Origin of the sequence: Bradyrhizobium sp. F1.4.3, assembly GCF_040548375.1 — a bacterium.
In the GTDB taxonomy this organism is placed as follows: Bacteria; Pseudomonadota; Alphaproteobacteria; order Rhizobiales; family Xanthobacteraceae; genus Bradyrhizobium.
In genome coordinates, this window is sequence record NZ_JBEPRN010000002.1 from 460,672 (window position 1) to 486,410 (window position 25,739).

Genomic DNA, 25,739 nt, shown 5'->3' on the forward strand with positions numbered 1-25,739 from the left:
ATTGAGCTGTGTTCGGGCATGAATGCAGCTGATGAAGAGCAACGTGGAACTGGCTTCCGATAGCATCGTCGATCGCGTCTATGAACAGCTCAAGGCGATGGCCGTGAGCTATGAATTCAAGCCGGGCGAACGGCTCAACGAGGGCGAGCTGGCAAAACGCCTCGGCGTCAGCCGCACGCCGTTGCGCGAAGCGCTCAATCGCCTCAACACCGAAGGCTTTCTGCGCTTCACGCCGGGCAAGGGCTTCTTCTGCCGCGAGCTTGACGCGCACGAGATCTTCGATCTCTACGAGCTGCGCAAGTCGATCGAGGTCGCCTCGATCCGCCTCGCCATCAAGCGCGCCAGAGACGAGGACATCGACGCACTGTTGAAATTCCTCGAGGCCACCGGGCCCGATCCCGGCGAGCGCTCCTCGGTCGAGCTGGTCGAGCTCGATGAGACCTTTCACGAGCGGCTGATGGCGATGTCGAACAATGCCGAGATGCTGCGCGTCTTGCGCAACGTCAACGCCCGCATCCGCTTCGTGCGCTGGATCGACATGGACCGCATCAACCGTTCCAACACCCAGGCCGAGCACCGGGCCGTCGTCGAAGGCTTGAAGGCACGCGACGAAGAGGCCTGCGTCTCGGTGCTGGAAAAGCACATCGACCGCCGCCTCGATCGCATCACCTCCGCGATCAAGGAAGGCTACGCGCAGATTTACATGCCGGCTACGGCGAGGTCGACGGCGAATTGAGCCGCTGCAGCGCGCGCAGCAGCTATACAATCCCTCGATAACTGGTCGTGCCAGACGGTCAGAGCTTTCACGCCAAAACATCGCTAGCGTGCTCCCGAATCTCACGGAGACCCGCGGTGCACAGCCCTCAACCGAATTCCGACTCTCGCACAGGCGACGACTGGCCGTCCGAACTCTATCGCATCCTCAAAGCCGCTGACGTCAGGCAGATGTCCTACGTCCCGGATGCCGGCCACAGTCAGCTGATCCGCCTGTTCTCGGCCGACCGCGACGTCACCACCAATGTGCTGACCACCGAGGAAGAAGGCATTGCGATCGCCGCGGGTGCCTGGCTTGGCGGCCAGCGTAGCGTGTTGCTGATGCAGTCGAGCGGGGTCGGCAATTGCATCAACATGCTGTCGCTGTCGGCGATCGGCCGCTTTCCGCTGCTGATGCTGGTGACGATGCGCGGCGAATGGGCCGAGTTCAATCCCTGGCAGGTGCCGATGAGCCGGGCGACGCAGCCTTCGCTCGAGGCCATCGGCCTGAAGGTGATGCGCGGGGAGACACCGGAGGATCTGGTCGAGACGGTCGAATCGGCCGCTGCGCTTGCCTATGATTCCGACCAGCAGATCGCAGTCCTGATCGGGCAACGCCTGATCGGCAAGAAGAAGTGGTGATCTCGATGTCCAGTCCCTCTCAACTCGATCGCCGGGCTGCTGTTGCGGCTCTCCTCAAGAATCGCAAGGACACGCTGGTCGTCTCCGGCCTCGGCTCGCCCACCTACGACCTTCATTCCGTCGGCGATCACGACGGCAATTTCTATCTCTGGGGCGCGATGGGCGGTGCCGCGCTGATCGGGCTTGGCCTTGCCCAGGCCCAGCCGGGAAAAAATGTCATGGTCCTGACTGGAGACGGCGAGCAGTTGATGGGGCTCGGCGGTCTCGCCACCATCGGGGTTGCGCGTCCGCGCAATCTCGACATCGTCGTGATCGACAACCAGCATTTTGGCGAGACCGGGATGCAGGCGAGCCACACCGGGCGCGGCGTCGATCTCACGGCGATCGCCGCGGCATGCGGTTTTGCCGCGACGAGAACCATGCGGACGATCGAGGAGGTGCGACGCCTCGCAGAAGAGCCGGGCGAGGGTCCGCGGCTCTTCGTCATCAAGGTGGCCGCAGAAAACCCGCCGCGCTCGCTGCCCTCGCGCGATGCCGTCTTTATCAAGAACCGGTTCCGTGCTCATCTCGGGTTTGCGGCGGCTTGAGCTGGGGCCCTTGCCCGGAATAGGTTCGCCGCCAGCAGCTATTCTGGAGTGAGACCCATGAAACTATCCGGCAAGGTCGCCGCCATCACCGGCGCAGCGCGCGGCATCGGCAGGGCCTGCGCGAAGAGATTCTTGGACGACGGCGTCAAGGTCGTCATCTCGGACGTCGATGCCGATGGCCTTGCCGCGACGGCTGCCGAACTCGGGCGGCCAGATGCCTTACGCGCCGTTCCAGCAAACGTTGCCAAGCGCGACGACGTCGATCGCCTCGTCGCGACCGCCGCCAAGGAGTTCGGCCGGCTCGACATCATGGTCAACAATGCCGGCGTCGCCCGCAACCAGGACATTCTCGATATTTCCGAGCAGGATTTTGACGACGTCATCGCCATCAACCTGAAAGGCGCGTTCTTCGGTGTCCAAGCGGCGGCGAAGCAGATGATCGCGCAGGGCGGTGGCGGGGTCATCATCAACATGTCCTCGGTGAACGCGCTGCTGGCGATCCCGGCGCTTGCGACCTACGCGATGTCCAAGGGCGGCATGAAGCAGCTCACCTCGGTGGCCGCCGTCGCGCTTGCCCCGCACAATATCCGCGTCGTCGCGGTCGGGCCCGGCACGATTTTGACCGACATGGTGGCGTCGTCGATTTACACTTCCGAGGATGCCCGCAAGACCGTGATGTCACGCACGCCGGCCGGCCGTGGCGGCGAGCCGAGCGAGGTTGCCTCCGTCGTGTCCTTCCTCGCCAGCGACGATGCGTCCTACATCACCGGGCAGACCATCTATCCAGATGGCGGGCGCCTGATCCTGAACTACACGGTGCCGGTGAAGGACAAGTAGGGCCTACGACTTCACCGCGCCCGACGTCATGCCGTCGATGAACTGGCGTTGCAGCAGGACGAAGATCACCACGATCGGCAGCACGATGGTGACGGCGACGGAGAGCATCTCGCCCCAGTCGGTCGAGTACTGGCCGGTCAGGTTATAGAAGCGCACGATCGCGGTGACGGTGCTGTCGTTCTGAAGGAACGTCACGGCGATGACGAACTCGTTCCACGCATTCAGCCCGACGATGATCGCGACCGTCAGCAGCCCCGGCCGCATCATCGGCAGGATCACGTACCAGAACGTTTGCCACGGCCTTGCACCGTCGACCTGGGCCGCTTCCTCAAGCGCGACGGGAATGGCGAGCGCATAGGTCCGCAGCAGGAAGATCGCGAACGGAGAGAACATCGCGGTATAGATCAGCGCCACGGCGGGGATCGAATTGACCAGACCAAGCTTCGCGAACATGAAGTAGAGCGGGTAGAGGTAGAGCTGCACGGGCACGGTGATCGTGGCCATGAAATAGAAGGTGATGAAGCGCCAGAACTTGCCTTTCTGCCGCGCCAGTACATAGGCGCAGGGCGTCGCGGTGACGCAAACCATCAGGATGGTGAGGATCGCGACCTCGGCGCTGTGCAACAGGCTCGGGCCGAGCTGGGCGTTGCGCCAGGCGGAGGAAAAATTCTCCCAATGCAGCTGGGTCGGCAACGCGAGCGGATTGGCGCCGATCTCAACCGTCGTCTTCAGCGCGTTCATGACGGCGAGCACGATCGGCAGCAGCGAGCTGAACGATGCAATGCCGATCAACCCAAGGCTGAACGTCCTGCTCCAGCGATCCCCGATCATGTCGATTGCGCGTCGTCGGTGATCTGGAGCCAGAGATAGACGGCAGTCGCGCACAGGCCGAACAGGCTCATGACGCAAGCCGCCGCCGCAGCCTGGCCGACGTCGCCCTCGAAGAAGGCATGGCGGTAGGCAAACGTCGCCAACACCTCGCTGCCATACGCAGGGCCGCCGCGGGTGACGATGAAGATAAACTCGAACACCTGGAACGACCAGATCACGGTCAGGATCAGCATCAAGGTCAGTGTCGGGCGGATGCCCGGGATCAGTACGTAACGGAACAGCGCGAAGAAGCCGGCGCCATCGAGCCGCGCCGCCTCGATCTGGTCGATGCTGATCTGCCGCATCGCCGACAGGAACACGACCGCGAGAAAGCCCCACCAGTGCCAGATGTCGACGGCCGCGACCGCATAAAGCGAGCGGTCGGGATCAGCGAGGGGATCGGAGATCGAGAAACCGCGCTCGTTCAGCCAGGCGACGATGCCGGTGGCGGGGCTGAAGATCATGCCCTGGAAGATGCGGCCGGTGACCGCGACCGCGATGATGCGCGGCAGGAAGATAATGGACTGCACCACGATGCGCGCGTTTGGCGCCATCAGCAGTGCCGCGGCCATCACCAGCGCGAGGCAGACTGGCACCGTGAGGAAGATCGCGGTCCAGATGAAGTTGTTGGTCAGCGCCGACCAGAACACGGGATCGGCGACCATGTTCTGGAAATTGGCGAGGCCCGCCCATGCCGGCGTGCCGACACCATCCCACATGAAGAATGCCGCCGTGAATGTCAGCACGGCGGGCACCAGGATGATGCAGACGTTGATCAGCAGCGCCGGAAGCGCGAACAGCCACATCTTAGGATCAGGCCGTCCGCGGCGGCAGCGGCGGCACCTTGCCTTCCTTCGCTTCCTGGCTGAACAGCGTCTGCATCCGCGTGAGATAAGCGTCCGGCGTGATCTTGTTGAGCCAGACCTGCTCGATGCCTTCGATCAGATAGGAATTGGTGGCGCCCGGCCAGAACGTCCAGGTCGTGAAGCCGTATTGCCCCTTGCTGAAGGCCTCGTGCAGATTCGCGATCGTCTTCTCGAACAGGGGATAGCCGATGCCCTGGAGCATGTCCGGCGGCAGGTCCTTGACCGGCAGCGCCCATTTGCCCGGCCAGTCGCGGTTCATGGTCTCGTAGAATTTGCGCGTCAGCATGAACTCGAACACGGCGGCCGCGCCTTCCGCGTTCTGCGAGTTCTTGGCGATCGACAGCGTCGCGCCGCAGGCGAGGTGCACCAGCGATCCCGTGAAGGCCGAGCCGAGCGTCGGCGTCGGCATCACGTCCATCACCGCGTCGGGCTTCGACATGCCGTAGGATTTGGTGCCGAACGACCAGGTACCGCTGAGCGCCATCGCCGCCTTGCCGTTGACGACCTGGAGAAAACTCTGCTCGATGGTCAGCGAGAAATAGTTCTTGCCGAAATAACCCTTGTTGAACCAGGTCTTCGACAGTTCAACGGCCTCGACGAAGGGCGGCGCGGTCCAGGGCAATTCGCCGGACAGTGCCTTGCGCACGTTGTCGGGGCCGGCGACGTTGTTGAGGAAAACCGTCATCAGCCACTCGTTCACGCCTTTCCAGTCGGCATTGCCGGCGCCGAAGGGGATGATGCCCTTGGCGAGTGCAGCCTCAGCAATCTCCTCCATCTCCTGCCGGTTGGTCGGCTGCTTCCAGCCGTTCTGCTTGAACAGCTCCCTGTTGTAGAAGAGATGCATTGACTCGTAGTCGCGCGGCAGCGCGTAGAGCTTGCCGCCATAGACGCTGGTGTTGAGCAGCGGCGCCAGGAAGCGCTCCTTCCACTTGTACTTCTCGGCGAAATCGTCGAGCGACAGCACCTGGCCGGCATTGGCGATCGCGGTGAGATAGGCCGGACCCGCGGTCTGCACGATGTCCGGGCCGTTACCGGCGACGAGGGCGACCTTCAGGAGGTTGTTGACGGCGGCGCCCTTCACTTCCATCTGCAGCAAATATTTGTCCTGCGAGGCGTTGAAGGCCTCGACCAGATCGTTGCGCAGCGCGGCCTGGCCGTCCGAATTTGCCTGACCGAACCAGAAGGTGACGACCTTGCGCCCGTCCTCGGCGTAGGCTCCGCGCGGCAATCCTGCGGCAATCGCAGCGGCGGGCATCGCGGCAACAAGCTGGCGTCGGGTCATGGTCATGGCGATGAACCTCGGTTTCCTCTGGTCTCGGCGATTGTTGATTTTCCTTTAGTAATACGTATAACTAACCCAAATGGCAACGTCAACAACGAGGACGAAGCGGGGGAAGGGGCCCGACAAACCGGCGCCGGCCCGCCCCACGCAGAAGGATATTGCACTCGCCGCCGGTGTTTCACAGGCGGCGGTCTCGCTTGTCCTGAACAAGGCGGAGACGCCGTCCGTTCCGCCGGCGACGCGCACGCGCATTCTCGAGGTCGCCGAGGGGCTCGGCTACCGGCCGAACCATCCCGCGCGCATGCTGCGCAGCGCGCGGACCATGACGTTCGCTTGCGTCATCCCTGACATCACCAACCCGTTCTATCCCGGCCTCGTCCGGGGATTGCAGACGGTCGCGGCACCGGCCGGCTATGACGTCCTGATCTTCGACACTGATGGGCGGCCCGAGCGCGAGGCCCGCGCCATCGACTGGCTGCTTCAGGGGCGCGCCGATGGCGTCGTCGCGACGTTCTTTCATCTGCGCGTGCCCCAGCTTGCCGTGCTCGCGCGCAAGGGCATTCCGCTGGTGCGGCTGGAAAGCCGGCACAAGCCGGATGGGCCGCTCGCGATTGACAGCGTCTATATCGACAACGCGGAGGCGGCGGCCGAGATGACGCGGCTCCTGATTGCGCGCGGGCATCGGCGCATCGCGATGATCCAGGCCGAGTTCGGCCCGAGTCAGCGCCGCGCGCAGGGTTACGGCGCAGTGATGCGGGAGGCCGGGCTGGTGCCTGACTTCGTCACCGACAGCGCCTATTCGGAAGAGTCCGGCGCGCGCGCGATGAAGCGGCTGCTCGAGCGAAAGGGGGGGCGCCCGACCGCCGTGTTCGGCGCGAGCGACGTGCTGGCGCTCGGCGCGATGGAAGCGGCGCGCACTGCCGGGCTCTCAATTCCGGATGACATTGCGATTGCCGGCTTCGACGACATCCCGGTCGCAAAGCTGCTCGGTCTCACCACGGTGCGGCAGCCGGAATTCGATCTCGGCGCGCTTGCCGCCGAAACGCTTGTGAAGCGGTTGCAGCCCGGCGGGCTCGGGGCGCCCGGCAAGAGCCATGAGCTGAAATTCGAGATCATGAAACGCTCGTCGGTCTGACTTGGCGAAGCAATTGAACGCGGGAGTGAACAAGTGACGGCAATTCCTCTTGACTACGCGGAGCGCGTCTATGCCGGCGTGCTCGGCAAGCTGATCGGCGTCTATCTCGGCCGGCCCTTCGAGGGCTGGACCTATGAGCGCATCATGAAGGAACTCGGGCCGATCAACTATTACGTCAACGAGCGGCGCGACGTTTCCCTTCGCTCCCACCATCTCGTCGTCACCGACGACGACGTCTCCGGCACCTTCGCGTTTCCCCGTGCGCTCGCCGACAACGGCTATCCGAAGCGTCTCACCTCGAAGCAAGTCGGGCAGGCCTGGCTGAACTACATCATCGAGGAGCGCGCGGTCCTCTGGTGGGGCGGCATCGGCAATTCCACCGAGCACACCGCCTATCTGCGGCTAAAGGCCGGCATTCCCGCGCCGCAGAGCGGCTCGATCGCGCTGAACGGCACGACCGTCGCCGAGCAGATCGGCGCGCAGATCTTCATTGACGGCTGGGCGATGGTGAGTCCAGGCAATCCCGAGCAGGCCGCCTATCTCGCTGAGCAGGCCGGGCGCGTGAGCCATGACGGCGAATCCGTTCATGCCGCAAAACTGCTCGCGGCGATGGAGGCGCAGGCATTCGTCGAGCACGACGTGCAGAAGCTGATCGACGTCGGTCTCGGCTTCGTGCCGAAGGACGCGCTGATCCGGCGCGTGGTCAATGACGTTCGTGAATGGCATGCCGGCGACAACAGCAGCGACTGGGAGCGCACCCGCGCGCTGATCGCCGAGCGCTATGGCTACGACAAGTTTCTCGGCAATTGTCACGTCGTGCCCAACCACGCGCTGATTATCCTGGCGACGCTTTACGGCGAGAACAGTTTTCAGGAGGCGATGCGCATCGCCAATACGGCTGGCTGGGACACCGACTGCAACGCCGGCAATGTCGGCTGCCTGTTCGGCATCCGCACCGGCCTTGCCGGCCTCGACGCCGGACCTGATTTCCGCACCCCCATCGCCGACCGCATGTACATCTCGACGGCCGACGGTGGCGCCGCGATCACGGATGCGGTGATCGAGACGCAGTCGCTGGTCGCGGCGGGGCTGGCACTGGCAGGCGCTCCGGCTCTCGCGATCGCCAAGGATGGCGCACGTTTCAATTTCAACTTTCCGGGCAGCCTGCAGGGTTTTCACGTCAAGGGCGGCTCGCCGGCCCGGCTACACGAGGTCGAGCTCAGCAACGTCGCCGGCCACAGCCGCAACGGCGAGCGGAGTCTCGCGATCGACTTCCGCCGCCTCGCGCCCGGCCGTGTGGCGCGGATCGCGAGCCCCACCTTCTTCGACAAGGAGGTGTTCACGATGCCGACCTATCAGCTCGTGTCCTGCCCGACCCTGCATTCGGGACAACGCATCGACTGCCGGCTGGAGTCGGAGACGGGCAGCGGTACGGTCGCGGTGCGGCTGTTCGCCAGCGTCTATGACCAGCGCGACGAGCTGGTGCAGATCTACGGCGGTGCGCAGGAGCTCACCGGCGGCTGCCAAGTCGTGCTGAGCTGGCAGGCGCCGGAGACGAACGCCTATCCGATCTTCGAGATCGGTGTGGAGATCGAGACGCGCGATCCGTTCGGCGTCGATGGTACGCTCTATCTGGATTACCTGACCTGGGGCGGCGCGGCCGACACCGTGCTGAAGCGGCCGGACAACAATCTGAGCACGATGTGGAAGCACGCCTGGGTCAACAATGTCAGCCAGTTCCAGACTCGATGGGAAGGCCTGCGTGTCACCAATGGCGACGGGCTCGGATTCATCGCGCAGGGCGCGCGCGACTGGAAGGATTATCGCGTGACGTCCGAGATCATGCCGCTGCTGGCGAATGCCTGGGGCCTTGCGGCCCGCGTGCAGGGACGCGAGCGCTATTACGCTCTGATGTTCGATCGCGCCGAGGGCGGCCGTGTTCGCCTGATCAAGCGCGTGCATGACGAGGTCGTGCTCGCCGGCGAGCGCTTCGATTGGGAGTTTGATCGCAAGTACAAGGTCGAGCTGCGCGTGAGCGGCAGCGACATCGAAGCCCATGTCGACGACAAGAAGCTGTTCAGCGTCCAGGACGCAGGCGAGCTGCCGCTGACGGGCGGCGCGGTCGCGCTCGTCGTCGACAGCGGATCGATTTCGGCCGAAGAGGTGCGGATATCGCCGGTCTAAGCGTGCTTCACTCGGCGGCGATGGTCATCCCGTGACCAAGCCGCTTCGAGATGCTGCCGACGCAGTCGCGCAGCGCATGGGCGATGGGACTGTCCCAGCGCGCGTCGAACGTGCCTTCCGGGCCCATCGCGGTGATGACCAGCGCGACATGGCCGGCATGGTCGAACACAGGTGCGGAGAGCGCATTCACGCCGGGCAGGGGATCGCCGAGCGCGCGGGCGAGACCGTGCTTGCGGACTTCAGCGAGCATCTCGGCGACCTTCGCGCCCTTCATCGCGCGCTTCGGATTGTAGCCGACGCCATGGCGATCGAGGCTGCTTTCGAGCGCGGCATTGATGGTCTTCTCCGGCAGGAAGGCCGCAAAGGCGCGGCCCGTCGCGGTCTCCAGCAGCGCCATCACCGAGCCGGCCCGCATCACGATGTGAACGGGCTGGCCGGGTTCTTCCAGCTGCACGACGGTCGGGCCGTGCGTGCCCCAGACCGCGAGCGAGACCGCATGTCCGATCTGACTCGCCAGCGCCGCGATTTTCGGCCGTGCGATGCGCACGCCTGAGAGGCGGCGCAGGCTGATGAGGCCGAGCTCCAGCGCCAGCGAGCCGATCTCGTAGCGGCCGGTGGTTTCGTCCTGCTCGATCAGCCCGATGCGGGAGAAGCTGGCGAGATAGGGATGGGCCTTGGCCGGCGTCATGCCGGCCTCGCGCGCAAGATCGCGCAGCATCATCGGCTCGCCGCATCTCGCGAGCGCGCGGAGCAATTCTCCGCCGACCTCGATCGACTGGATGCCGCGGCTTTCTCTCTTCATGCGCCTCCGTGCGTGATGCGTTTACGCCGCGTCGCGCCTGGCGGCGCTGTCGGCAAGGTGTCGTCCGGCAATGTAGCCGAAGGTCAGCGCCGGCCCAAGCGTGATGCCGGCGCCGGGATAATTGCCACCCATGATGCTCGCCATGTCGTTGCCAGCGGCATAGAGGCCGGGGATGACCCGGCCCTCGGCATCAAGCGCCCGCGCGTTCTCGTCGGTGACGATGCCGGCATAGGTGCCGAGGTCGCCGATCACCATCTTGATGGCGTAGAACGGACCATTCTCCAGCGACGCGACGCAGGGGTTCGGGCCGTGCAGTGCATCACCCTGGTAGCGGTTATACGCTTTCGAGCCCTTGCCGAAGGCGGCATCAAAGCCCTGCGGTGCGGTGACATTGAACTGCGCCACGGTCTCGGCGAACGCCTTCGCATCGATGCCGGCTTTCGCCGCGAGTGCCTCGAGCGTGTCGCCGCGCATGAGATAGCCGGTGCGCAAGTGATGGCCGAGCGGCATCGGGAAAGGCGGCACGCAGCCGAGGCCATACTTCCGCAGCGTCTTGTGATCGCAGACGAGGAAGGCGGCGATCTCCTCGCCGGGCTTGGCCGCCTTCACCATCGCCTGGACGAAGTCGTGATAGGAATTGCCTTCATTGGCAAAGCGCTTGCCGTCGCGCATCACCGCGATCACGCCGGGCTTTGCACGGTCGATGAAATGCGGCATCACGCCGCGCGAGCCGTCCTTGCGGGTGGTGACGGACACCGGCACCCAGGCGGCCGCATTCGGAAGGCGATCCTCGACATGGCCGCCGGCGCTTTCGGCAAGGCGCAGGCCGTCGCCGGTGTTGCCGGTGGGACCCGGCGAATAGTGCTCGTTCCCGGTCGGCGCATGCGGAAACATTTTCCTGCGGCGTTCGACGTCATGCGGAAAGCCGCCGCAGGCGAGCACGACGCCCTGGCGTGCGCGCACGCGCACCTCGCGTCCCTCGCGGGTGACGATGGCGCCGGTCACAGTGCCGTTCCCGACCGTCAGCTCGCGCACCGGCGAGGACAACCACATTGGAATCTTGAGATCGAGTGCGGATTTTGCGAGGCGTCCCGCGAGCGCGTTGCCATTGGTCAAGGTCATGCCGCGGCCGTAACGCAGCACGTCCATCAGATGGCGCGACAGGCGTTTGGCAACATAGGCCGCCGAGGTTAGCGACTTCGTCACGCGCATGAAATGGATGATCTCCTTGCCGGATCCGAGCATCATGCCGAATACGGTCAACTCGGGCAGTGGCATGCCCAGCGTCTTGATGAGGTCGCCGAGTTCGCGCCCGTCGAACGGGCGTGTCACCATGGAGCGGCCGCCCTGCGCGCCGCCGGGTGCTTCAGCGTGATAGTCGGGGAATACCAGCGGCATGTCGAAACGAAGTGCGGTCTTGGTGGTGAAGAAATCGACTGCCTCGGGGCCGGCGCTCAGGAAGGCATCGACGCGGGCGGCATCGAAATTGTTGCCGGCCTCGTGCCGCAAGTACGTGCGCGCCTGATCCGGCGTCTCCTCGATACCGTAGGCACGTGCCAGCGAGGTGCCGGGGATCCACAGCCAGCCGCCTGAGCGTGCCGTGGTGCCGCCGAAGCGCGGCTCCTTCTCGACGATCAGTACGTCGAGCCCGCGATAGCGCGCGGTAATCGCGGCCGACATGCCGGAGGCGCCGGATCCGGCCACGAGCACATCGCACTCGTAAGTCTCAATTGCGTTGTGGTCGTTGCCAGTCATGTAGGCCTCACTTCTTCAGCAGCGGACACTTGGATTCGGAGACCGGGCGGAAGGCGTCCTCGCCCTTCACGGTCTTGACGATCTCCAGATAATCCCAGGGTTCCTTGGACTGCTCCGGCGACTTCACCTTGGCCAGATACATGTCGCGGATCACGCGGCCATCCTCGCGGAGCTTGCCGCCATGGACAAAAGTGTCCTCGATCGGCAGCTCGCGCATCTTGGCCATCACCTTGGCGGGGTCGTCGGTGCCGGCCGCCTTGATGGCCTTGAGATAATGCAGCACCGAGCCATAGACGCCGGTCTGGATCATGGTCGGCATTACCTTGGTGCGCTCGTAGAATTTCTTCGACCAGGCGCGGGTCGCCTCGTCCATGTTCCAGTAGGAGGCCGTGGTCATGTAGGTGCCTTGTGCGGACTTGAGACCAATCGCGTGCACGTCGGTGTCGAACATCAAGAGGCCGACGAGCTTCTGGCCGCCCTGAACCAGGCCGAACTCGCCGGACTGCTTGATGGCGTTGTCGGTATCCTGCCCGGCGTTGGCGAAGGCGACGACGTCGGCCTTGGAGCTCTGCGCCTGGAGGGCGAAAGAAGAGAAGTCCGCCGTGTTGGTCGGATGCTTGACGCCGCCCAAGACCTTGCCGCCCATCTCGTTGATGAAGCGGGTGGCGTCCTTCTCGAGCTGTTGGCCAAAGGCGTAGTCCGCGGTGATGAAGTACCAGGATTTGCCGCCTTCCTTGATCACGGCTGAGGCCGTCACCTTGGACAGCGCGTAGGTATCGTAAGTGAAGTGCACCGTGTTCGGGCTGCACAGCTCGTCGGTCAGCGAGCTCGCGCCGGGGCCGGAGAGCAGCGCGATCTTGTTGCGCTCGCGCACCATGTTGTGCACGGCGATCGCGATGCCGGAATTGGGGATGTCGACGACCGCGTCGACCTTGCCGTTGTCGAACCAGCCACGCACGATCTGCACGCCGACGTCGGTCTTCATCTGGTGGTCGGCGCTGATGATCTCGATCGGCTTGCCGAGCACGGTTGGACCGAATTCCTCCACCGCCATCTTGGCGGCTTCGACCGAGCCCGGCCCGCTGTTGTCGCGCCCCCAGCTCGACAGATCCGTCAGCACGCCGATCCGCACCACGTCGTCGGAGACTTGTGCGGTGGCAGCCGAAGTCATCGCAGCCGAAGTCAAGGCCGCGAGCATGGCGTTGGCCAAAAGCCCTCTCATCGTCGTTCCCTCTCTCTTATGGGCCGCTTGGCGCGACCGGTTGTTCTGACAATAAATTAGATATTGACAAATCAGTTTGTCAATAGCGAATGAAGGTTCCGCTGGCGCCAAGACGGCGGGTTGAGGCAGCGGCGCCAAAAATCTCGCATCGTGATCTCGGCCGGAGGCAATGCCTCCCCAGGTTGCAAGCCTCATCGCGATTGGCCATGATGCCCGCTGGAATTTTGGGGCGCATGGCAATGACGGCAGCAACGGGGGTCTCCGGCGCGGCGGAGCGATCGACGACGGCGCATGTGGTGTGGGCGAGCGCGCTCGGCACCGCGATCGAGTGGTACGACTTCCTGATCTACGGCACCGCCGCAGCCCTCGTGCTCAACAAGCTGTTCTTTCCGAGCTTCGATCCCTTCGTCGGCACGCTGGCGGCGTTCTCGACTTATGCGGTCGGCTTCGTGGCGCGGCCGATCGGCGGCGCCATCATCGGGCATTATGGCGACCGGCTCGGGCGCAAGAAGATGCTGGTCGCGACCATGATCGCGATGGGGTTCGGGACGTTCCTGATCGGCTGCCTGCCGACCTACAGCCAGATTGGCGTCTGGGCACCGATCTTCCTCGTCATCCTGCGTTTCATCCAGGGTATCGGGCTTGGCGGCGAGTGGAGCGGCGCGGTGGTCATGGTGGCCGAGCATGCCGGCAATCGCCGCGGGTTCTACGGCAGCCTGGTGCAGATCGGCTTTCCCGTCGGGGTTGCCGCCTCGACCGGCATTTTCGGCCTGATGACTCAGCTGCCCGAGGCCGATTTCCTGAGCTGGGGCTGGCGCGTGCCGTTCCTGATCAGCATTTTGCTCGTCGGCGTCGGCTTCATCGTCCGGCTCAAGCTCGCGGAGACGCCGCACTTCAAGGAGGTGGTCGAGCGCAAGGAGGTGCTGGCGCAGCCGGTGTGGGAAGTGATCCGCCGCGACTGGCGAAGTTTTCTGCTGGCGATCGGCATCACGGTCTCCGAGGTCGGGCTCGCTTATCTCCTCACCGTCTTCACGGTGGTCTATGCCACGACAAAGCTCGGCCTGCCGCGCCAGGTGATTCTGAATGCGGTGGTCTATGCCGCTATCGTCGAGTTCGCGACGCTGCCGCTCGCCGGCTGGCTCTCCGACATCTTTGGCCGCAAGGCGCTCTATCTCGCCGGCGGCGTGTTCTCGGTGGCACTGGCGTTTCCGCTGTTCTGGTTCCTCGACACCAAGGAGCCGGTGCTCATCACGCTCGCCCTCGTCGTCACGATGACGCTGACGCATGCACTGCTGTTCGGGCCGAAGGCCGCGTTCATGCCGGAACTGTTCCGCACCCAGGTGCGCTACAGCGGTGCGTCGCTGGGGGCCAATGTCGCGGCCGCGCTAAGCGGCGGCTTCTCGCCGCTGATTGCGGCTGCGCTGCTCGCCTGGGCCGGCTCCTACTGGCCTGTGTCGCTCTACATCATCGCGCTCTCGATCATCACGATCATCGCAACGCTGATGGCGCCGGAGACGGCGCGCGACACGCTCAGGTCCTGATCGCCATCACCGGCAAGCGGGATGTTCCGCGGCCGGAAATACCAGGAACGTGATCGTGGCCGGCGCAAGCCGGACCGGTCCCACCGGTGTCACGCGCGCCCCGAGCCGCGGCAGCTGGTCATCGTCGGTCAGCGCGAGTGCCTTGCCGTTCAACTGCACGGTCGCTGCTTGCAGCCGCGCTGCATGCAGCGTGTATCGCTGGGCAGGGCCTGACAGCGTTAGCGCGTGTGACGCGCGCCGCGACGTGTTGATCGCGAGCACGGACACAGCGCCTCGCCCGCCCGGATGGCAATGCGCATAGAGATGGAGATCAGGTGTGGCGGCTGAGCCCGCATCGAGCACGATCGTTCCCATTAGCCGATGCCAGAGCAGCGCGGCCCAGTAGTTCGGCCGCGGACGGAACGTCCCTTCGTCGAGCAGGCCGTAATCGCTGGCGGCCAGCGTGTTGTGCATCACCACCTGGACGCCGGCCCGTGCCAGCCGCCCGAGCTGGTCGAGATAGCGGAACGTGTCGAGAAAAGTCTTGTCCCAGCGGTTGCCGCCGCAGGCAGCGTCCGCGGTTTCCGTCAGCCAGATCGGCTTGCCCGGTTCGAATGCGTCGCGCAGGGCCCGATAGGTTGCGAGCGTCGCGTCGGTGCGCGCTAGCCATTCCTGAGAGAGCGCCCGCGCCGGATCATCGTGACCGCCACAGCGCGGCGAGAGCGTGTTGTAGTGATGATAGGTGAAGCGATCGGCACCGAGGCCGGAAGCAGCGAGCAGATCGCGCGTGGTGATGCCCGGCCCTGACCGCGACGGCGCATCGCCGACCGAGCCCGGACCTGCAATCAGCGTCTCCGGCACGGCGCGCCGCGTCCATTCGCGAAAGATCTTGAAGTCGCGACCGTAGGCCTTGGCATCATATCCCGGCGGAGCGCCGTTCGTCGCGGCAAGCGTCGGCTCGTTCATAAACTCGGCAGCAACGATACGGCCGCCCAGCGAATGCGTGGCATCGATCAGGCGTTGCGCCTGATTCGGCGTCCACATGCCGTCCGCATCGCGGGTGCCGGGACTGATCGCGAAGGAGGTGACGATCTCAGCATCGACCGCGTGCGCAAAGTCGATGACGCCACGCCATTGATCGCGGCTGAGCACGGAGTCGAATCCAGGCGGCTTGCCCGGAGCGCGGTCGGTATCGGCAAAGAATGTCGCATTGGCCCAGGTGCCGCTCACGCGCAGATAGGCCGGCGACAAGGCGGCGGCGAGCTTGCGCAGGCGCGCATTGGCAAGATCGATCGGCAGCCTGTCGCTGTAACGATTCCGCTCATCGATCGTGTGCATCGTTTGCGGATAGGACTTCCAGAACCGTCCGCCGGTCACCTCCACCATCTCGATGTTGTAGGATTGAAAGCGCGTATCGATCGTGCCGATAGCCTTCAGGTCCGCGGGCGCGATGGACATGTCTCCGGCCCGCGCCGCGCACAACGTTGCGGCAATCAGCAGCGCGATCGTCGTCACGCCTGCCGCGCGGACGGGCTCGCACGACCGGGGCCGCCGGCTTGTATGCACGTCCTGACGCCTTCTTATGCGTGCTGCCAAAAGCAAATGCATCGGCCCGAACCATTAGCCACGTTTATACGGCGAATTTTTACTTCCAATTTTACTTCGCAAGATCCCGCCCATAGCCTCGTGCGCAATTGATCACATCGCAGCCGGTCAATGGCGATCGGTGCGAGCGTTCATCGTAACCAATGAGGGTTGCCATGCTTGACAGGGACAAGGGGAAATCCACTGCCAATCCGGCGGGGACGAGCGACAAGCCTGCGAAAAAGCTGAGCCGGCGCACGCTGTTGAAGGGCGCCGCGGCGGTTGCGGGCGTGGCCGCAGGGTCGGATGCGATCGGCGGATTCCCGACCATCTGGGCTCAGGAGATCAAGGACATCGAGCTGCGCCATGTCGGCGTCTCCTATTCCGTGGTGAAGGCGATCGGCGACCAGGCGGCCAAGGATCTCGGCTTCAAGGTGACGATGCAGAACCTCGACACTTCGGCTGCCATCAACCGCTTCATAAGCCAGCCTAATACGGTCGATATCGCCGATCTCGAGGGCTGGCAGGCCAAGCTTGCCGCCAAGCGTAGCGTGATCCAGGGCATTGAGGTCAAGAAGATCAAGGAGTTCGACAACATCCTGCCGATCTTCACCAAGGGCGAAATCGACGGCCACAAGATCCCGCGCCAGGGCATTTCGCCCTACGAGGCCATGTATATCTCCAAGCCCGACTCGACCGACCTGCATGACGGTGTCACTGAATGGGCAACCTTCCTGCCGCAGGTCTACAACGCCGACTCCATCGGCTATCGGCCTGACCTCGTCGGCCATGAAGTGACCGAGTGGAAGGACCTGATTGATCCCAAGTTCAAGGGCAAGGCCGCGATCCTCGACGTGCCAGCGATCGGCATCATGGACGCCGCGCTCTGCTTCGAGAGCGCCGGCCTGATCAAGTACGGCAACAAGGGCAACATGACCAAGGAGGAGATCGACTTCACCTGCAACAAGCTGATCGAGCTGAAGAAGCAGGGCCAGTTCCGCGCCACCTGGACCACCTTCGACCAATCGGTGCAGCTGATGGCGGCGGGCGAGGTCGTGATCCAGTCGATGTGGTCGCCGGCGGTTGCGGCTGTGCGCGTGAAGGAAATTCCCTGCGTCTACGCGCCTGTGAACATCAAGAACGGCAAGGAAGGCTATCGCGGCTGGTGCAACGGCATGGGCCTGATGAAGCATCTCTCCGGCAAGAAGCTGGACGCGGCCTACGAATACCTCAACTGGTATCTGTCGGGCTGGCAGGGCGGCTTTGTCGCGCGCTACGGCTATTACAGCCCGGTGCCGTCGACCGCGAAGAAATTCCTCACCCCCGCCGAATGGGCGTTCTGGTACGAGGGCCAGCCGGCGCCGGAAGTGGTCAACGACCCCTATGGCGTGCCGATGGAAAAGACCGGCACCAAGCGCGATGGCGGCTCGTTCCTCGACCGCGTCAAGAACATCTCGTGCTGGAACACGCTGATGGACGAGGCCGCTTACATGAACAAGCGTTGGAACGACTTCAAGGTGGCCTGAAACCTGCTTTCCCTCACCTAACACGCACCGGCGCCGTAACGCGCCGGTGCGAGAAGGCCGACTTCGAGGCGTTTGCCGATATGCAGCCAAGTCCAAGTCTATCACGCGCCAATCTTGCGGGTTGGCTCTATGTCTCGCCGCTGGTGCTGGTGCTCGTGCCGTTCTTCGTGGCGCCGATCCTGGTCGTGCTGGCAGCGAGCCTCTTCGGCACCGACGGTTTTGGCGGGCTGACGCCCGACTTCACGCTGGGGAGCTACCTCGATGTGCTGCATTCGGCGCTAACGCTGAAGCTGTATCTGGCGACCATCAAGTTCACGGTGTTGACCTGGATCTTCACGCTCATCATCGGCTTTTTCGTCGCTTATTTCCTGGTGTTCCACGTCCGCAGCCAATTGCTGGCGATCGGCCTGTTCCTCCTGTGCACGGTGCCGTTCTGGACCTCGAACATCATCCGGATGATTTCCTGGATTCCACTCTTGGGTAAGGAAGGCCTGATCAACCAGGCGCTGCTGGCAATGCGCGTGATCCGCCAGCCGCTCGAAGTTCTGTTGTTCTCCGACCTCGCGGTGGTGATCGCCTATGTCCACCAGCTCACGATCTTCATGATCGTGCCGATCTTCAACTCGATGGCGCGGATCGACAAGAAGCTGATCGAAGCCGCGATCGACGCCGGTGCGAGCCGCTTCGACATCATGCGGCTGATCGTGGTGCCAATGTCCAAGAGCGGCATCGCGCTCGGCACCATCTTCGTGGTCTCGATCGTGATGGGCGACTTCTTCGTGGTCAAGGTGATGTCCGGCGGCGGCTCGGCCTCGGTGGTCAGCGCGTTCTACGAAGACGTCGGCGTGCTGCAATATCCGACCGCGGCCGCGAGCGCGGTGCTTCTAACGCTGGTACTTGTCGCGATCGTCTCGCTCATTCTGCGTACGGTCGATATCCGGCAGGAGATCACGCGATGAGCGCGGTTGCCGCCGACATGCCCGAGTCCGTCGCGCCAGCGACGACCAAGGCGATAGCGCCCAGCCGCGGGCAGCGGCCCTGGACGTTCTACGTTTTGGCGACGCTGTTTGCGCTCTATGTGATCGCGCTCTACGGCCCGATGTTCTGCATCTACATCCTGTCGTTCCAGGATATTCGTGGCGGCCTCGTCTTTCCGATGAAGGGCCACTCGCTGCACTGGTTCGTCGATCTCTTCACCCAGGTGCGGACCGGCGACGTCAAAGGCTCGTTCGATCGCTCGATCAAGCTTGCGGTCATCGTCACCATCATCACCGTGGTGGTCTCCTTCCTCGCCGGGCTCGGCTTTCGCAAGCGTTTTCGCGGTGACACCGTCGTCTTCTACATGATGATCGGCAGCCTGGTTGCGCCCGGCCTCGTGCTCGGTCTCGGCACCGGACTGCTGTTTCAGGCGCTTGGGCTCAATGCAAGCTGGTACACCTCGGCGCTCGGTGCGCAGCTGTCGTGGACGCTGCCGTTCGGAGTGCTGGTGATGTTCGCGGTGATGTCGCGCTTCAATCACGTCTGGGAGGAGGCGGCCTACGATCTCGGCGCCAGCCGCTGGCAGTCGATCCGGTTGGTGATGATCCCGGTGCTGGCGCCCGGCCTCGTCGCGGTCGCACTGTTCGGCTTCACGCTGTCCTACGACGAGTTCGCGCGCAGCCTCCAGACCGCCGGTTCACTCAACACGCTGCCGCTCGAGATCTGGAGCATGACGTTGAACGTCACTTCGCCCTCGCTCTACGCGCTCGGCACGGTGACGACCATCGTCTCCTTCATCGTCATCGGTGCGAGCCTGGGCAGCATCGTGCTGATCCAAAAAAGGCGCGGCAGCAGTGCAAAGGGTTGAGTTGGGAATGAAGAGCGATCGCGGCGATATCGAACTGGCAGGCGTCTGCAAGAGCTTTGACGGCGCGACCTACGTGGTCGACGGCGTCAATCTCAAGATCGCCGACGGCGCCTATTGCTGCTTCATCGGCCCCTCCGGATGCGGCAAGACCACGATCTTGCGCATGATCGCGGGTCATGATGATCCGACCGCGGGCGAGATCGTGATCGGCGGCCAGAATGTCGTCGGGCTGGCGCCGGTGCAGCGCCGCACCGCGATGATGTTCCAGTCCTACGCGTTGTTTCCGCATCTTACCGTGCGCGACAACATCGCCTTTGCGCTGCGGGTGCGCGGCATGTCCAAGGCCGATCGCTTGCGCGCCGCCGATGCCATGATCGAGAAGGTGCGGCTGACGCAATTCGCCGACCGCCTGCCTGCGCAGCTTTCCGGCGGTCAGCAGCAGCGCGTCGCGCTCGCGCGAGCGGCGATCACCGAGCCGCGGGTGCTGCTGCTGGACGAGCCGCTGTCGGCGCTCGACGAGCAGCTTCGCGTGCAGATGCGCCAGGAGCTGCGGCGGATGCAGCGGGAGCTCGGCATCACCTTCATCCATGTCACCCACACCCAGCTCGAGGCAATCGCGCTCGCCGATCTCGTGGTGGTGATGGAGCAAGGCAGGATCAAGCAGGCCGGTGCCGCGCGCGACGTCTACGCTCACCCGCACGACCGCTATGTCGCCGAGTTCATGGGCGGGCAGAACGTGCTGTCGGGGCGCGTCGAAAAGGTTAATGGTGCGAGTTTTACGCTCGCGCAGGCGGCTCCGTCGGGCATTGAAGTGCCGCTTCAGGCACGCTCGACCGTCAGCGTCGGCGACAAGGTCGATATCGCCGTGCGCCGTGACAACGTCGCGCTGGTCCGGCCGGGGAGGGAGTTGCCACCTGGAACCACGTCGCTGCCGAGCCGGGTGCTTGCGATCGAATACCAGGGCTATTTCGTCAAAGTCATGCTCGACACCGTGCCGGACGACGAGTTCGTGGCCTACGTGCCGGAAAAGACCTTCTTCGCAGATCCCTTCACCGTCGGCGACGTCGTGATGGCCACATGGGCCACCGGCAGCGCGCTTCCACTCGCCTAAGACCCGTCGCGCACAGGAGTATGATCGTGCAGATATCCTTCACACTCAACGGCCGGCCAACCACGGTGGATGTCGAACCGGCGACGCTCGTCGCCGAGCTGCTGCGCGAGCGGCTCAACCTCACCGGCACCCATATCGGCTGCGACACCAGCCAGTGCGGAGCGTGCGTGGTTCATCTTAACGGCCTGCCCGTGAAGAGCTGTACATTGCTGGCGCCCGCGCTCGACGGCGCGACATTGCTCACCATCGAAGGCCTCCAGGGCGCACCGGGCTCAAACCGGATGCATCCGATGCAGGAGGCGTTTCGCGAGCATCACGGCCTGCAATGCGGCTTTTGCACGCCCGGCATGCTGATGACGGCGGTGGTCCTTGCGGCCGAGAAGCCGGACCTGACGGAGGCCGATGTCCGCCACGGTCTCGAAGGCAATATCTGCCGCTGCACCGGTTACCAGAACATCGTCGTCTCAGTGATGGCCGGCGCCGCCGCCATGAACGCCGCCAAGGGAGAGTGACCATGGGCAATGTGGTCGGCATCGGCGCGTCACCGAAGCGTAAGGAGGACCAGCGCTTCCTCACCGGACGCGGCAATTACGTCTCCGACATCAAACGCCTGGGCATGACGGCGGGCGTATTCGTGCGCTCACCGCATGGCCACGCAATCCTGCGCGGCATCGACAGGAATGCCGCGCTGGCCGCGCCCGGCGTCATCGCGGTGTTGACCGGCGAGGATGTAGCGGCGGACAAGCTGGGCTCGCTGCCCTGCGGCTGGGGCATTTCGGATGCCAAGGGCGTGCCGATGAAGGAGCCGCCATTCCCGATGCTGGCGCAGGGCAAGGTGCGCTTCGTCGGCGACATGGTCGCCTTCGTGGTCGCGGAGACGCCGGAACAGGCCAACGCGGCGGCCGAACTGTTGACGGTCGACTATGAGGTGCTGCCCTCGGTGGTCGGCGTGCTCGAGGCGGTCCGGCCCGGCGCGCCGCAATTGTTCGACGACGTGCCGAGCAACATCTGCTGCGACTGGGAGCTCGGCGACAAGGCCGCGGTCGAGTCCGCCTTCCGTAAAGCAGCGCATGTCGCCAAGCTCAGTCTGGTCAACAACCGCCTGATCGGCAACCCGATGGAGCCGCGCGCAGCGATCGCCGAGTACGAACCCGGCACCGATCGTTTCACGTTGTGGACCACCAGCCAGTTCCCGCACGTCGTGCGCTTCCTGATGGGCGCGCTGGTGCTGAACATCCCGCAGCACAAGCTGCGCGTGGTGGCGCCCGATGTCGGCGGCGGCTTTGGCGTCAAGCAGTTCCATTATGGCGAGGAAGCCGTGATCACCTGGGCTGCGAAGCGCGTCATGCGGCCAATCAAATGGGTCGCAAGCCGCTCTGAGGGCTACGTCTCCGACCGCCACGGCCGCGATCACGTCACCGAAGCCGAGCTTGCGCTCGACGAGACCGGAAAATTTCTCGCCTTCCGCGTCAACACGCTCGCCAATATGGGCGGCTATCTCTCGACCTTCGGGCCGAACATCCCCACCAATCTCTACGGCCCGCTACTGGGCGGCGTCTACACCACGCCCGCGATCTACTGCAATGTGAAGGTGGTCTTCACCAACACCGTGCCTGTCGACGCCTATCGTGGCGCCGGCCGACCCGAGGCGACCTTCGTGCTGGAGCGCATCGTCGATGTCGCGGCTAGCGAGATGGGCATCGACCGCGTCGAGATTCGCCGCCGCAACATGATCCCGAAGGAAGCCTATCCGTATCAGACGCCGGTGCTCGTGCAGTACGATTCCGGCGATCCGATGGGATGCCTCGACGGCGCGCTCGTTGCGGCCGACGTCAAAAATTTCGGCGTGCGCAAAGCGGCATCGGCCAGCAAGGGCAAATTCCGGGGGCTCGGCTATTCGACCTATGTCGAGGCCTGCGGTCTCGCACCGTCGCGCTTCGCGGGACGGCTGGGCGCACGCGGCGGCCTCTATGAGAGCGCCACGGTGCGCGTGCATCCGACAGGCCAGGTGACGGTCATGATCGGCACCCACAATCACGGCCAGGGCCACGAGACGACCTTTGCGCAGATCGTCTCGGAAAAGCTCGGCGTGTCCTTTGAGAATGTCGATATCGTGTTCGGCGATACCGACCGCGTGCAGTTCGGCATGGGCACCTATGGCTCGCGTTCGCTGGTGGTCGGCGGCGCGGCGCTGTCGAAGGCGACGGACAAGGTCATCACGAAGGGCAAGAAAATCGCCGCTCATCTGCTCGAAGCGGCCGAAGTCGACATCCATTTCGAGGCCGGAAACTTCTCGGTCGCGGGCACGGACCGCATCAAGACGTTCGAGGAGATCGCAGGCGCCGCCTACGTGCCGCACAATTACCCGCTCGAAGTGCTGGAGCCGGGGCTGGAGGAGCAGGCCTATTACGATCCCGTCAATTTCACCTATCCCGGCGGCTGCCACATCGCCGAGGTCGAGGTCGATCCTGAGACAGGCACGGTAACGCTCGTGAACTACACGGCGGTGGATGACGTCGGCACCGTCATCAACCCGATGATCGTCGAGGGCCAGTTGCACGGCGGCATCGTGCAGGGCGTCGGCCAGGCGTTGTTCGAGAACGCAGTCTATGACGAGAGCTCGGGCCAGCTGCTGTCGGGCTCGCTGATGGACTACTGCATGCCGCGCGCCGATCACATGCCGATGATGAACGTCGCGACCCACTCTACGCTGTGCACGCACACGCCGATGGGTGTGAAGGGCTGTGGCGAGGTCGGCACTATCGGTTCGCCGGCCGCCGTCATCAACGCGGTGGTCGATGCGCTGTCGCATCTCGGCGTCACCCATGTCGACATGCCGGCGACGCCGAACCGGATCTGGCGCCTGCTTCAGAACGCGTCGCTGCCGGTTGCCGCGGAATAGGGAGGACAACAATGAAACCGTTTGCCTATCACCAGCCCGACCAGATTCCGGACGCGGCCAAGCTGCTGACCTCGATCGAGGACAGCAAGCTCGTCGCCGGCGGTATGACACTGATCCCGACGCTGAAGCAGCGGCTGGCAAGTCCCATGGCGCTGGTCGATCTTTCAAAGCTGCCAAACCTCAAAGGCATCACCGATGACGGTGCCACGATCACCATCGGCGCGATGACGCCTCATGCCGTGGTGGCCGCCTCAAAACTGGTGCAGACGAAAATCCCCGGGCTGGCCGCGCTCGCGTCCATGATCGGCGATCCTGCGGTGCGCAGCCGCGGCACGATCGGCGGCTCGGTCGCCAACAATGATCCCGCGGCCGATTATCCTGCCGGCGTGCTCGGCTTAGGTGCGACCATCGTCACAAGTACGCGTGAGATCGCGGCCGATAAGTTCTTCCTCGGCCTGTTCGAGACCGCGCTTGAACCGGGCGAGATCATCACGGCAATCCGCTTTCCCGTGCCGATCAAGGCCGGCTACGCAAAATTCAAGGCGCCGGCGTCGCGCTATGCGCTGGTTGGCGTGTTCGTTGCGAAATCTGCCGATGGCGTTCGCGTGGCTGTGACTGGAGCAGGTTCGGGCGTGTTCCGGGTGCCGCCGATGGAAGAAGCGCTGCTGCAAAATTTCGATCCGTCCGCGATCGCGGCGATCAAGATCGATACCGACGGCCTCACCTCCGACATCCATGCCGAAGCCGATTACCGTGCGCATCTCGTCACGGTCATGGCCAAGCGCGCCGTCGACGCGGCGCTCAGCTAGCTCTTAGGGTTCATGATGACTGATGGTTCCGGCCGAACGGCCTTCCCGCCGGCGCCGACTGGCCTTGGCGCGCTCTCTGCAACCGAGATCATGGCCGGCTACCGGCGCAAGGTGTTCACCCCGCGCGATGTCGTCGACGACACCATCGCCGCGCTCGAGGTGACGAATGACGCCTGCAACGCGGTGGTGACGCCGATGTACGAGCAGGCGAGGGCGGAGGCTGACCGTGTGACGAAAGAGATGCGTGCGGGCGAGGCTAAGGGGCCGCTCGCCGGCGTGCCGGTCACGATCAAGGACCTCGTCTTCGTCGCGGGCGTGCCGGCCTATGGCGGCTCGCCGATGAACAAGGCGTTCGTGCCCGAGGTCGATGCCGCCGTGGTTTCTGCGCTGAAGGCGTCCGGTGCGATCATTACCTGCAAGACGACGACCTGCGAGTCCGGTTACAAGCTGACGGCCGATAGCCCGGTCACCGGCACCACGCGCAATCCCTGGAATCCCGGCCGCACCAGCGGCGGATCGAGCGGCGGCGCGGCGGCGGGCGTTGCCGCCGGATGCGGGCCGATCGCGATCGGCACCGACGGCGTCGGCTCGATCCGCGTGCCGTCGTCCTTCTGCGGCGTGTTCGGTCTCAAGCCGACCTTCGGCCTGGTGCCACGCTCGCCCGGCTTCTCGCCGCCGTCCTGGGCTTCGCTTGCCCATACCGGGCCGATCACGCGCACCGTCGCGGACGCCGCGCTGACGCTGGAGATCATAGCGGGCTACGATCTGCGCGATCCCGCCAGCCTGCCGGTGTCGCCGCGCCGTTTCGATACCAACGCGGCGGCCTTGAACGGTATTCGCATCGGCGCCAGCGTCGATTTCGGCTACGCCGCCGTCAGCCCCGACGTGCGCGCGGCTTTCAACAAGGCGCTGGCCATTCTCGACTCCTGTGGCGCGCAAGTCACCATGGATGGCCCCGGCCTAGATCCTGGCATTCTCGAACACACGCTGAAGCCGATCGCCTTCACCGAGCAGGCGGCGGCAGTGGCGGCCAAGACCACGGCCGATCTCGCAGGCTCTGAAGCCGACTATCGCGATGTCGTCAGCGCTGGCCGTCACTACAGCGGCACGGACTATATCGAAGCCGGATTTCGTCGCGGCCAGGCGCGCAACGCGTTCCTGAAGCTGTTCGAGCGCGTCGATGCGCTGGTGACGCCGACGGTCGCGGTGACCGCGTTCGAGGCCGGCCAGATCGGCGTCGACAAGATCGACGGTGGCTCGGTCGACCCGCATCTCGGCTGGTCGCCCTTCACGTGGCCGATCAACCTCGCCGGCCTTCCGGCCGCGACGCTGCCCTGCGGCTTCGACCGCGATGGCCTGCCGATCGGTCTACAGATCGTCGCGCCCTGGCTCGACGAGCCCACGATCTTCCGCATCGCTGCGGCGTTCGAGCAGGCGCAGCCCTGGGCAAAGTTCTGGCCGTCGCTGGCGATCGGCGAGAAGGGACGCACGCGGACCAAGGCGTAG

General features: G+C 64.4%; 22 protein-coding genes. 15 read left to right on the forward strand and 7 right to left on the reverse strand.

The annotated features are described in order from the left end of the window. The first annotated feature begins 31 nt into the window (after positions 1–31). From ABIB73_RS09650 to ABIB73_RS09665, 4 genes are all read left to right on the forward strand, one after another. Positions 32–736, forward strand: a complete 705-nt coding sequence (locus ABIB73_RS09650; protein ID WP_354223387.1) for a GntR family transcriptional regulator — start codon at positions 32–34, stop codon at positions 734–736. A gap of 116 nt (positions 737–852) precedes the next feature. After that, a complete protein-coding gene (locus tag ABIB73_RS09655) occupies positions 853–1,395 on the forward strand; it encodes a thiamine pyrophosphate-binding protein (RefSeq protein ID WP_354223389.1) in 543 nt (180 codons plus the stop codon). A gap of 5 nt (positions 1,396–1,400) precedes the next feature. Further along, positions 1,401–1,982, forward strand: coding sequence for a thiamine pyrophosphate-dependent enzyme (locus ABIB73_RS09660; RefSeq protein ID WP_354223391.1), 582 nt, complete (start codon positions 1,401–1,403; stop codon positions 1,980–1,982). A 57-nt stretch (positions 1,983–2,039) separates the two neighbouring features. Continuing rightward, positions 2,040–2,819 (forward strand): SDR family NAD(P)-dependent oxidoreductase, encoded by a 780-nt coding sequence (locus ABIB73_RS09665; RefSeq protein ID WP_354223393.1) that lies wholly within the window; start codon positions 2,040–2,042, stop codon positions 2,817–2,819. 3 nt (positions 2,820–2,822) lie between these two features. On the opposite strand, the gene ABIB73_RS09670 is transcribed toward ABIB73_RS09665, so the two are convergent. From ABIB73_RS09670 to ABIB73_RS09680, 3 genes are read right to left on the reverse strand one after another with little or no spacing between them, the layout of a single operon-like run. Then, positions 2,823–3,650 (reverse strand): carbohydrate ABC transporter permease, encoded by an 828-nt coding sequence (locus ABIB73_RS09670; protein WP_354223395.1) that lies wholly within the window; start codon positions 3,648–3,650, stop codon positions 2,823–2,825. After that, on the reverse strand, positions 3,647–4,495 hold the full coding sequence (locus ABIB73_RS09675) for a carbohydrate ABC transporter permease (RefSeq protein ID WP_354223397.1): 849 nt from the start codon (positions 4,493–4,495) through the stop codon (positions 3,647–3,649). Before ABIB73_RS09675 ends, ABIB73_RS09670 begins: the two co-directional genes overlap by 4 nt. Positions 4,496–4,502: 7 nt before the next feature. After that, entirely contained in the window at positions 4,503–5,843 is a 1,341-nt protein-coding gene (locus ABIB73_RS09680) for an ABC transporter substrate-binding protein (protein ID WP_354223399.1), read from the reverse strand. A gap of 73 nt (positions 5,844–5,916) precedes the next feature. On the opposite strand from ABIB73_RS09680, the gene ABIB73_RS09685 reads away from it, so the two are divergent. Both ABIB73_RS09685 and ABIB73_RS09690 read left to right on the forward strand, forming a co-directional pair. After that, positions 5,917–6,972 (forward strand): LacI family DNA-binding transcriptional regulator, encoded by a 1,056-nt coding sequence (locus ABIB73_RS09685; protein WP_354223401.1) that lies wholly within the window; start codon positions 5,917–5,919, stop codon positions 6,970–6,972. A 33-nt stretch (positions 6,973–7,005) separates the two neighbouring features. Next, on the forward strand, positions 7,006–9,156 hold the full coding sequence (locus ABIB73_RS09690; RefSeq protein ID WP_354223403.1) for an ADP-ribosylglycohydrolase family protein: 2,151 nt from the start codon (positions 7,006–7,008) through the stop codon (positions 9,154–9,156). A 7-nt stretch (positions 9,157–9,163) separates the two neighbouring features. On the opposite strand, the gene ABIB73_RS09695 is transcribed toward ABIB73_RS09690, so the two are convergent. Genes ABIB73_RS09695 through ABIB73_RS09705 form a run of 3 tightly spaced genes read right to left on the reverse strand, consistent with a single transcriptional unit; the run spans position 9,164 to position 12,935 of the window. Next, positions 9,164–9,958 carry an IclR family transcriptional regulator gene (locus ABIB73_RS09695; RefSeq protein WP_354223405.1) on the reverse strand — a complete coding sequence of 265 codons (795 nt, stop codon included), beginning with the start codon at positions 9,956–9,958 and terminating at the stop codon, positions 9,164–9,166. 21 nt (positions 9,959–9,979) lie between these two features. Beyond that, positions 9,980–11,713: an FAD-dependent oxidoreductase gene (locus ABIB73_RS09700; protein WP_354223407.1), complete on the reverse strand. Its 1,734-nt coding sequence runs from the start codon at positions 11,711–11,713 to the stop codon at positions 9,980–9,982. Between the two features lie 7 nt (positions 11,714–11,720). Continuing rightward, positions 11,721–12,935, reverse strand: a complete 1,215-nt coding sequence (locus ABIB73_RS09705; RefSeq protein WP_354223409.1) for an ABC transporter substrate-binding protein — start codon at positions 12,933–12,935, stop codon at positions 11,721–11,723. A 239-nt stretch (positions 12,936–13,174) separates the two neighbouring features. Between ABIB73_RS09705 and ABIB73_RS09710 the strand changes: the two genes are divergently transcribed. After that, positions 13,175–14,476 (forward strand): MFS transporter, encoded by a 1,302-nt coding sequence (locus ABIB73_RS09710; protein WP_354223411.1) that lies wholly within the window; start codon positions 13,175–13,177, stop codon positions 14,474–14,476. Positions 14,477–14,482: 6 nt separating this feature from the next. Here ABIB73_RS09710 and ABIB73_RS09715 read toward each other — a convergent pair whose 3' ends face one another. Continuing rightward, the gene (locus ABIB73_RS09715) at positions 14,483–15,913 is read right to left on the reverse strand and encodes a glycosyl hydrolase family 79 N-terminal domain-containing protein (RefSeq protein ID WP_354223413.1); all 1,431 of its coding nucleotides are present in this window, start codon (positions 15,911–15,913) and stop codon (positions 14,483–14,485) included. A gap of 302 nt (positions 15,914–16,215) precedes the next feature. Between ABIB73_RS09715 and ABIB73_RS09720 the strand changes: the two genes are divergently transcribed. The 8 genes from ABIB73_RS09720 (at position 16,216) to ABIB73_RS09755 (ending at position 25,739) form a co-directional block, all read left to right on the forward strand. Further along, positions 16,216–17,565: an ABC transporter substrate-binding protein gene (locus tag ABIB73_RS09720; RefSeq protein WP_354223415.1), complete on the forward strand. Its 1,350-nt coding sequence runs from the start codon at positions 16,216–16,218 to the stop codon at positions 17,563–17,565. 80 nt (positions 17,566–17,645) lie between these two features. Further along, positions 17,646–18,524 carry an ABC transporter permease gene (locus tag ABIB73_RS09725; protein WP_354223417.1) on the forward strand — a complete coding sequence of 293 codons (879 nt, stop codon included), beginning with the start codon at positions 17,646–17,648 and terminating at the stop codon, positions 18,522–18,524. Next, the gene (locus ABIB73_RS09730; protein WP_354223419.1) at positions 18,521–19,411 is read left to right on the forward strand and encodes an ABC transporter permease; all 891 of its coding nucleotides are present in this window, start codon (positions 18,521–18,523) and stop codon (positions 19,409–19,411) included. Before ABIB73_RS09725 ends, ABIB73_RS09730 begins: the two co-directional genes overlap by 4 nt. Positions 19,412–19,418: 7 nt before the next feature. Next, positions 19,419–20,522 (forward strand): ABC transporter ATP-binding protein, encoded by a 1,104-nt coding sequence (locus ABIB73_RS09735; protein WP_354223421.1) that lies wholly within the window; start codon positions 19,419–19,421, stop codon positions 20,520–20,522. Between the two features lie 23 nt (positions 20,523–20,545). Then, the gene (locus ABIB73_RS09740) at positions 20,546–21,034 is read left to right on the forward strand and encodes a (2Fe-2S)-binding protein (protein WP_502918420.1); all 489 of its coding nucleotides are present in this window, start codon (positions 20,546–20,548) and stop codon (positions 21,032–21,034) included. A 2-nt stretch (positions 21,035–21,036) separates the two neighbouring features. Beyond that, positions 21,037–23,424: a xanthine dehydrogenase family protein molybdopterin-binding subunit gene (locus tag ABIB73_RS09745; RefSeq protein ID WP_354223424.1), complete on the forward strand. Its 2,388-nt coding sequence runs from the start codon at positions 21,037–21,039 to the stop codon at positions 23,422–23,424. An 11-nt stretch (positions 23,425–23,435) separates the two neighbouring features. Then, entirely contained in the window at positions 23,436–24,233 is a 798-nt protein-coding gene (locus ABIB73_RS09750) for an FAD binding domain-containing protein (RefSeq protein ID WP_354223425.1), read from the forward strand. Between the two features lie 15 nt (positions 24,234–24,248). Next, on the forward strand, positions 24,249–25,739 hold the full coding sequence (locus tag ABIB73_RS09755) for an amidase (protein WP_354223426.1): 1,491 nt from the start codon (positions 24,249–24,251) through the stop codon (positions 25,737–25,739).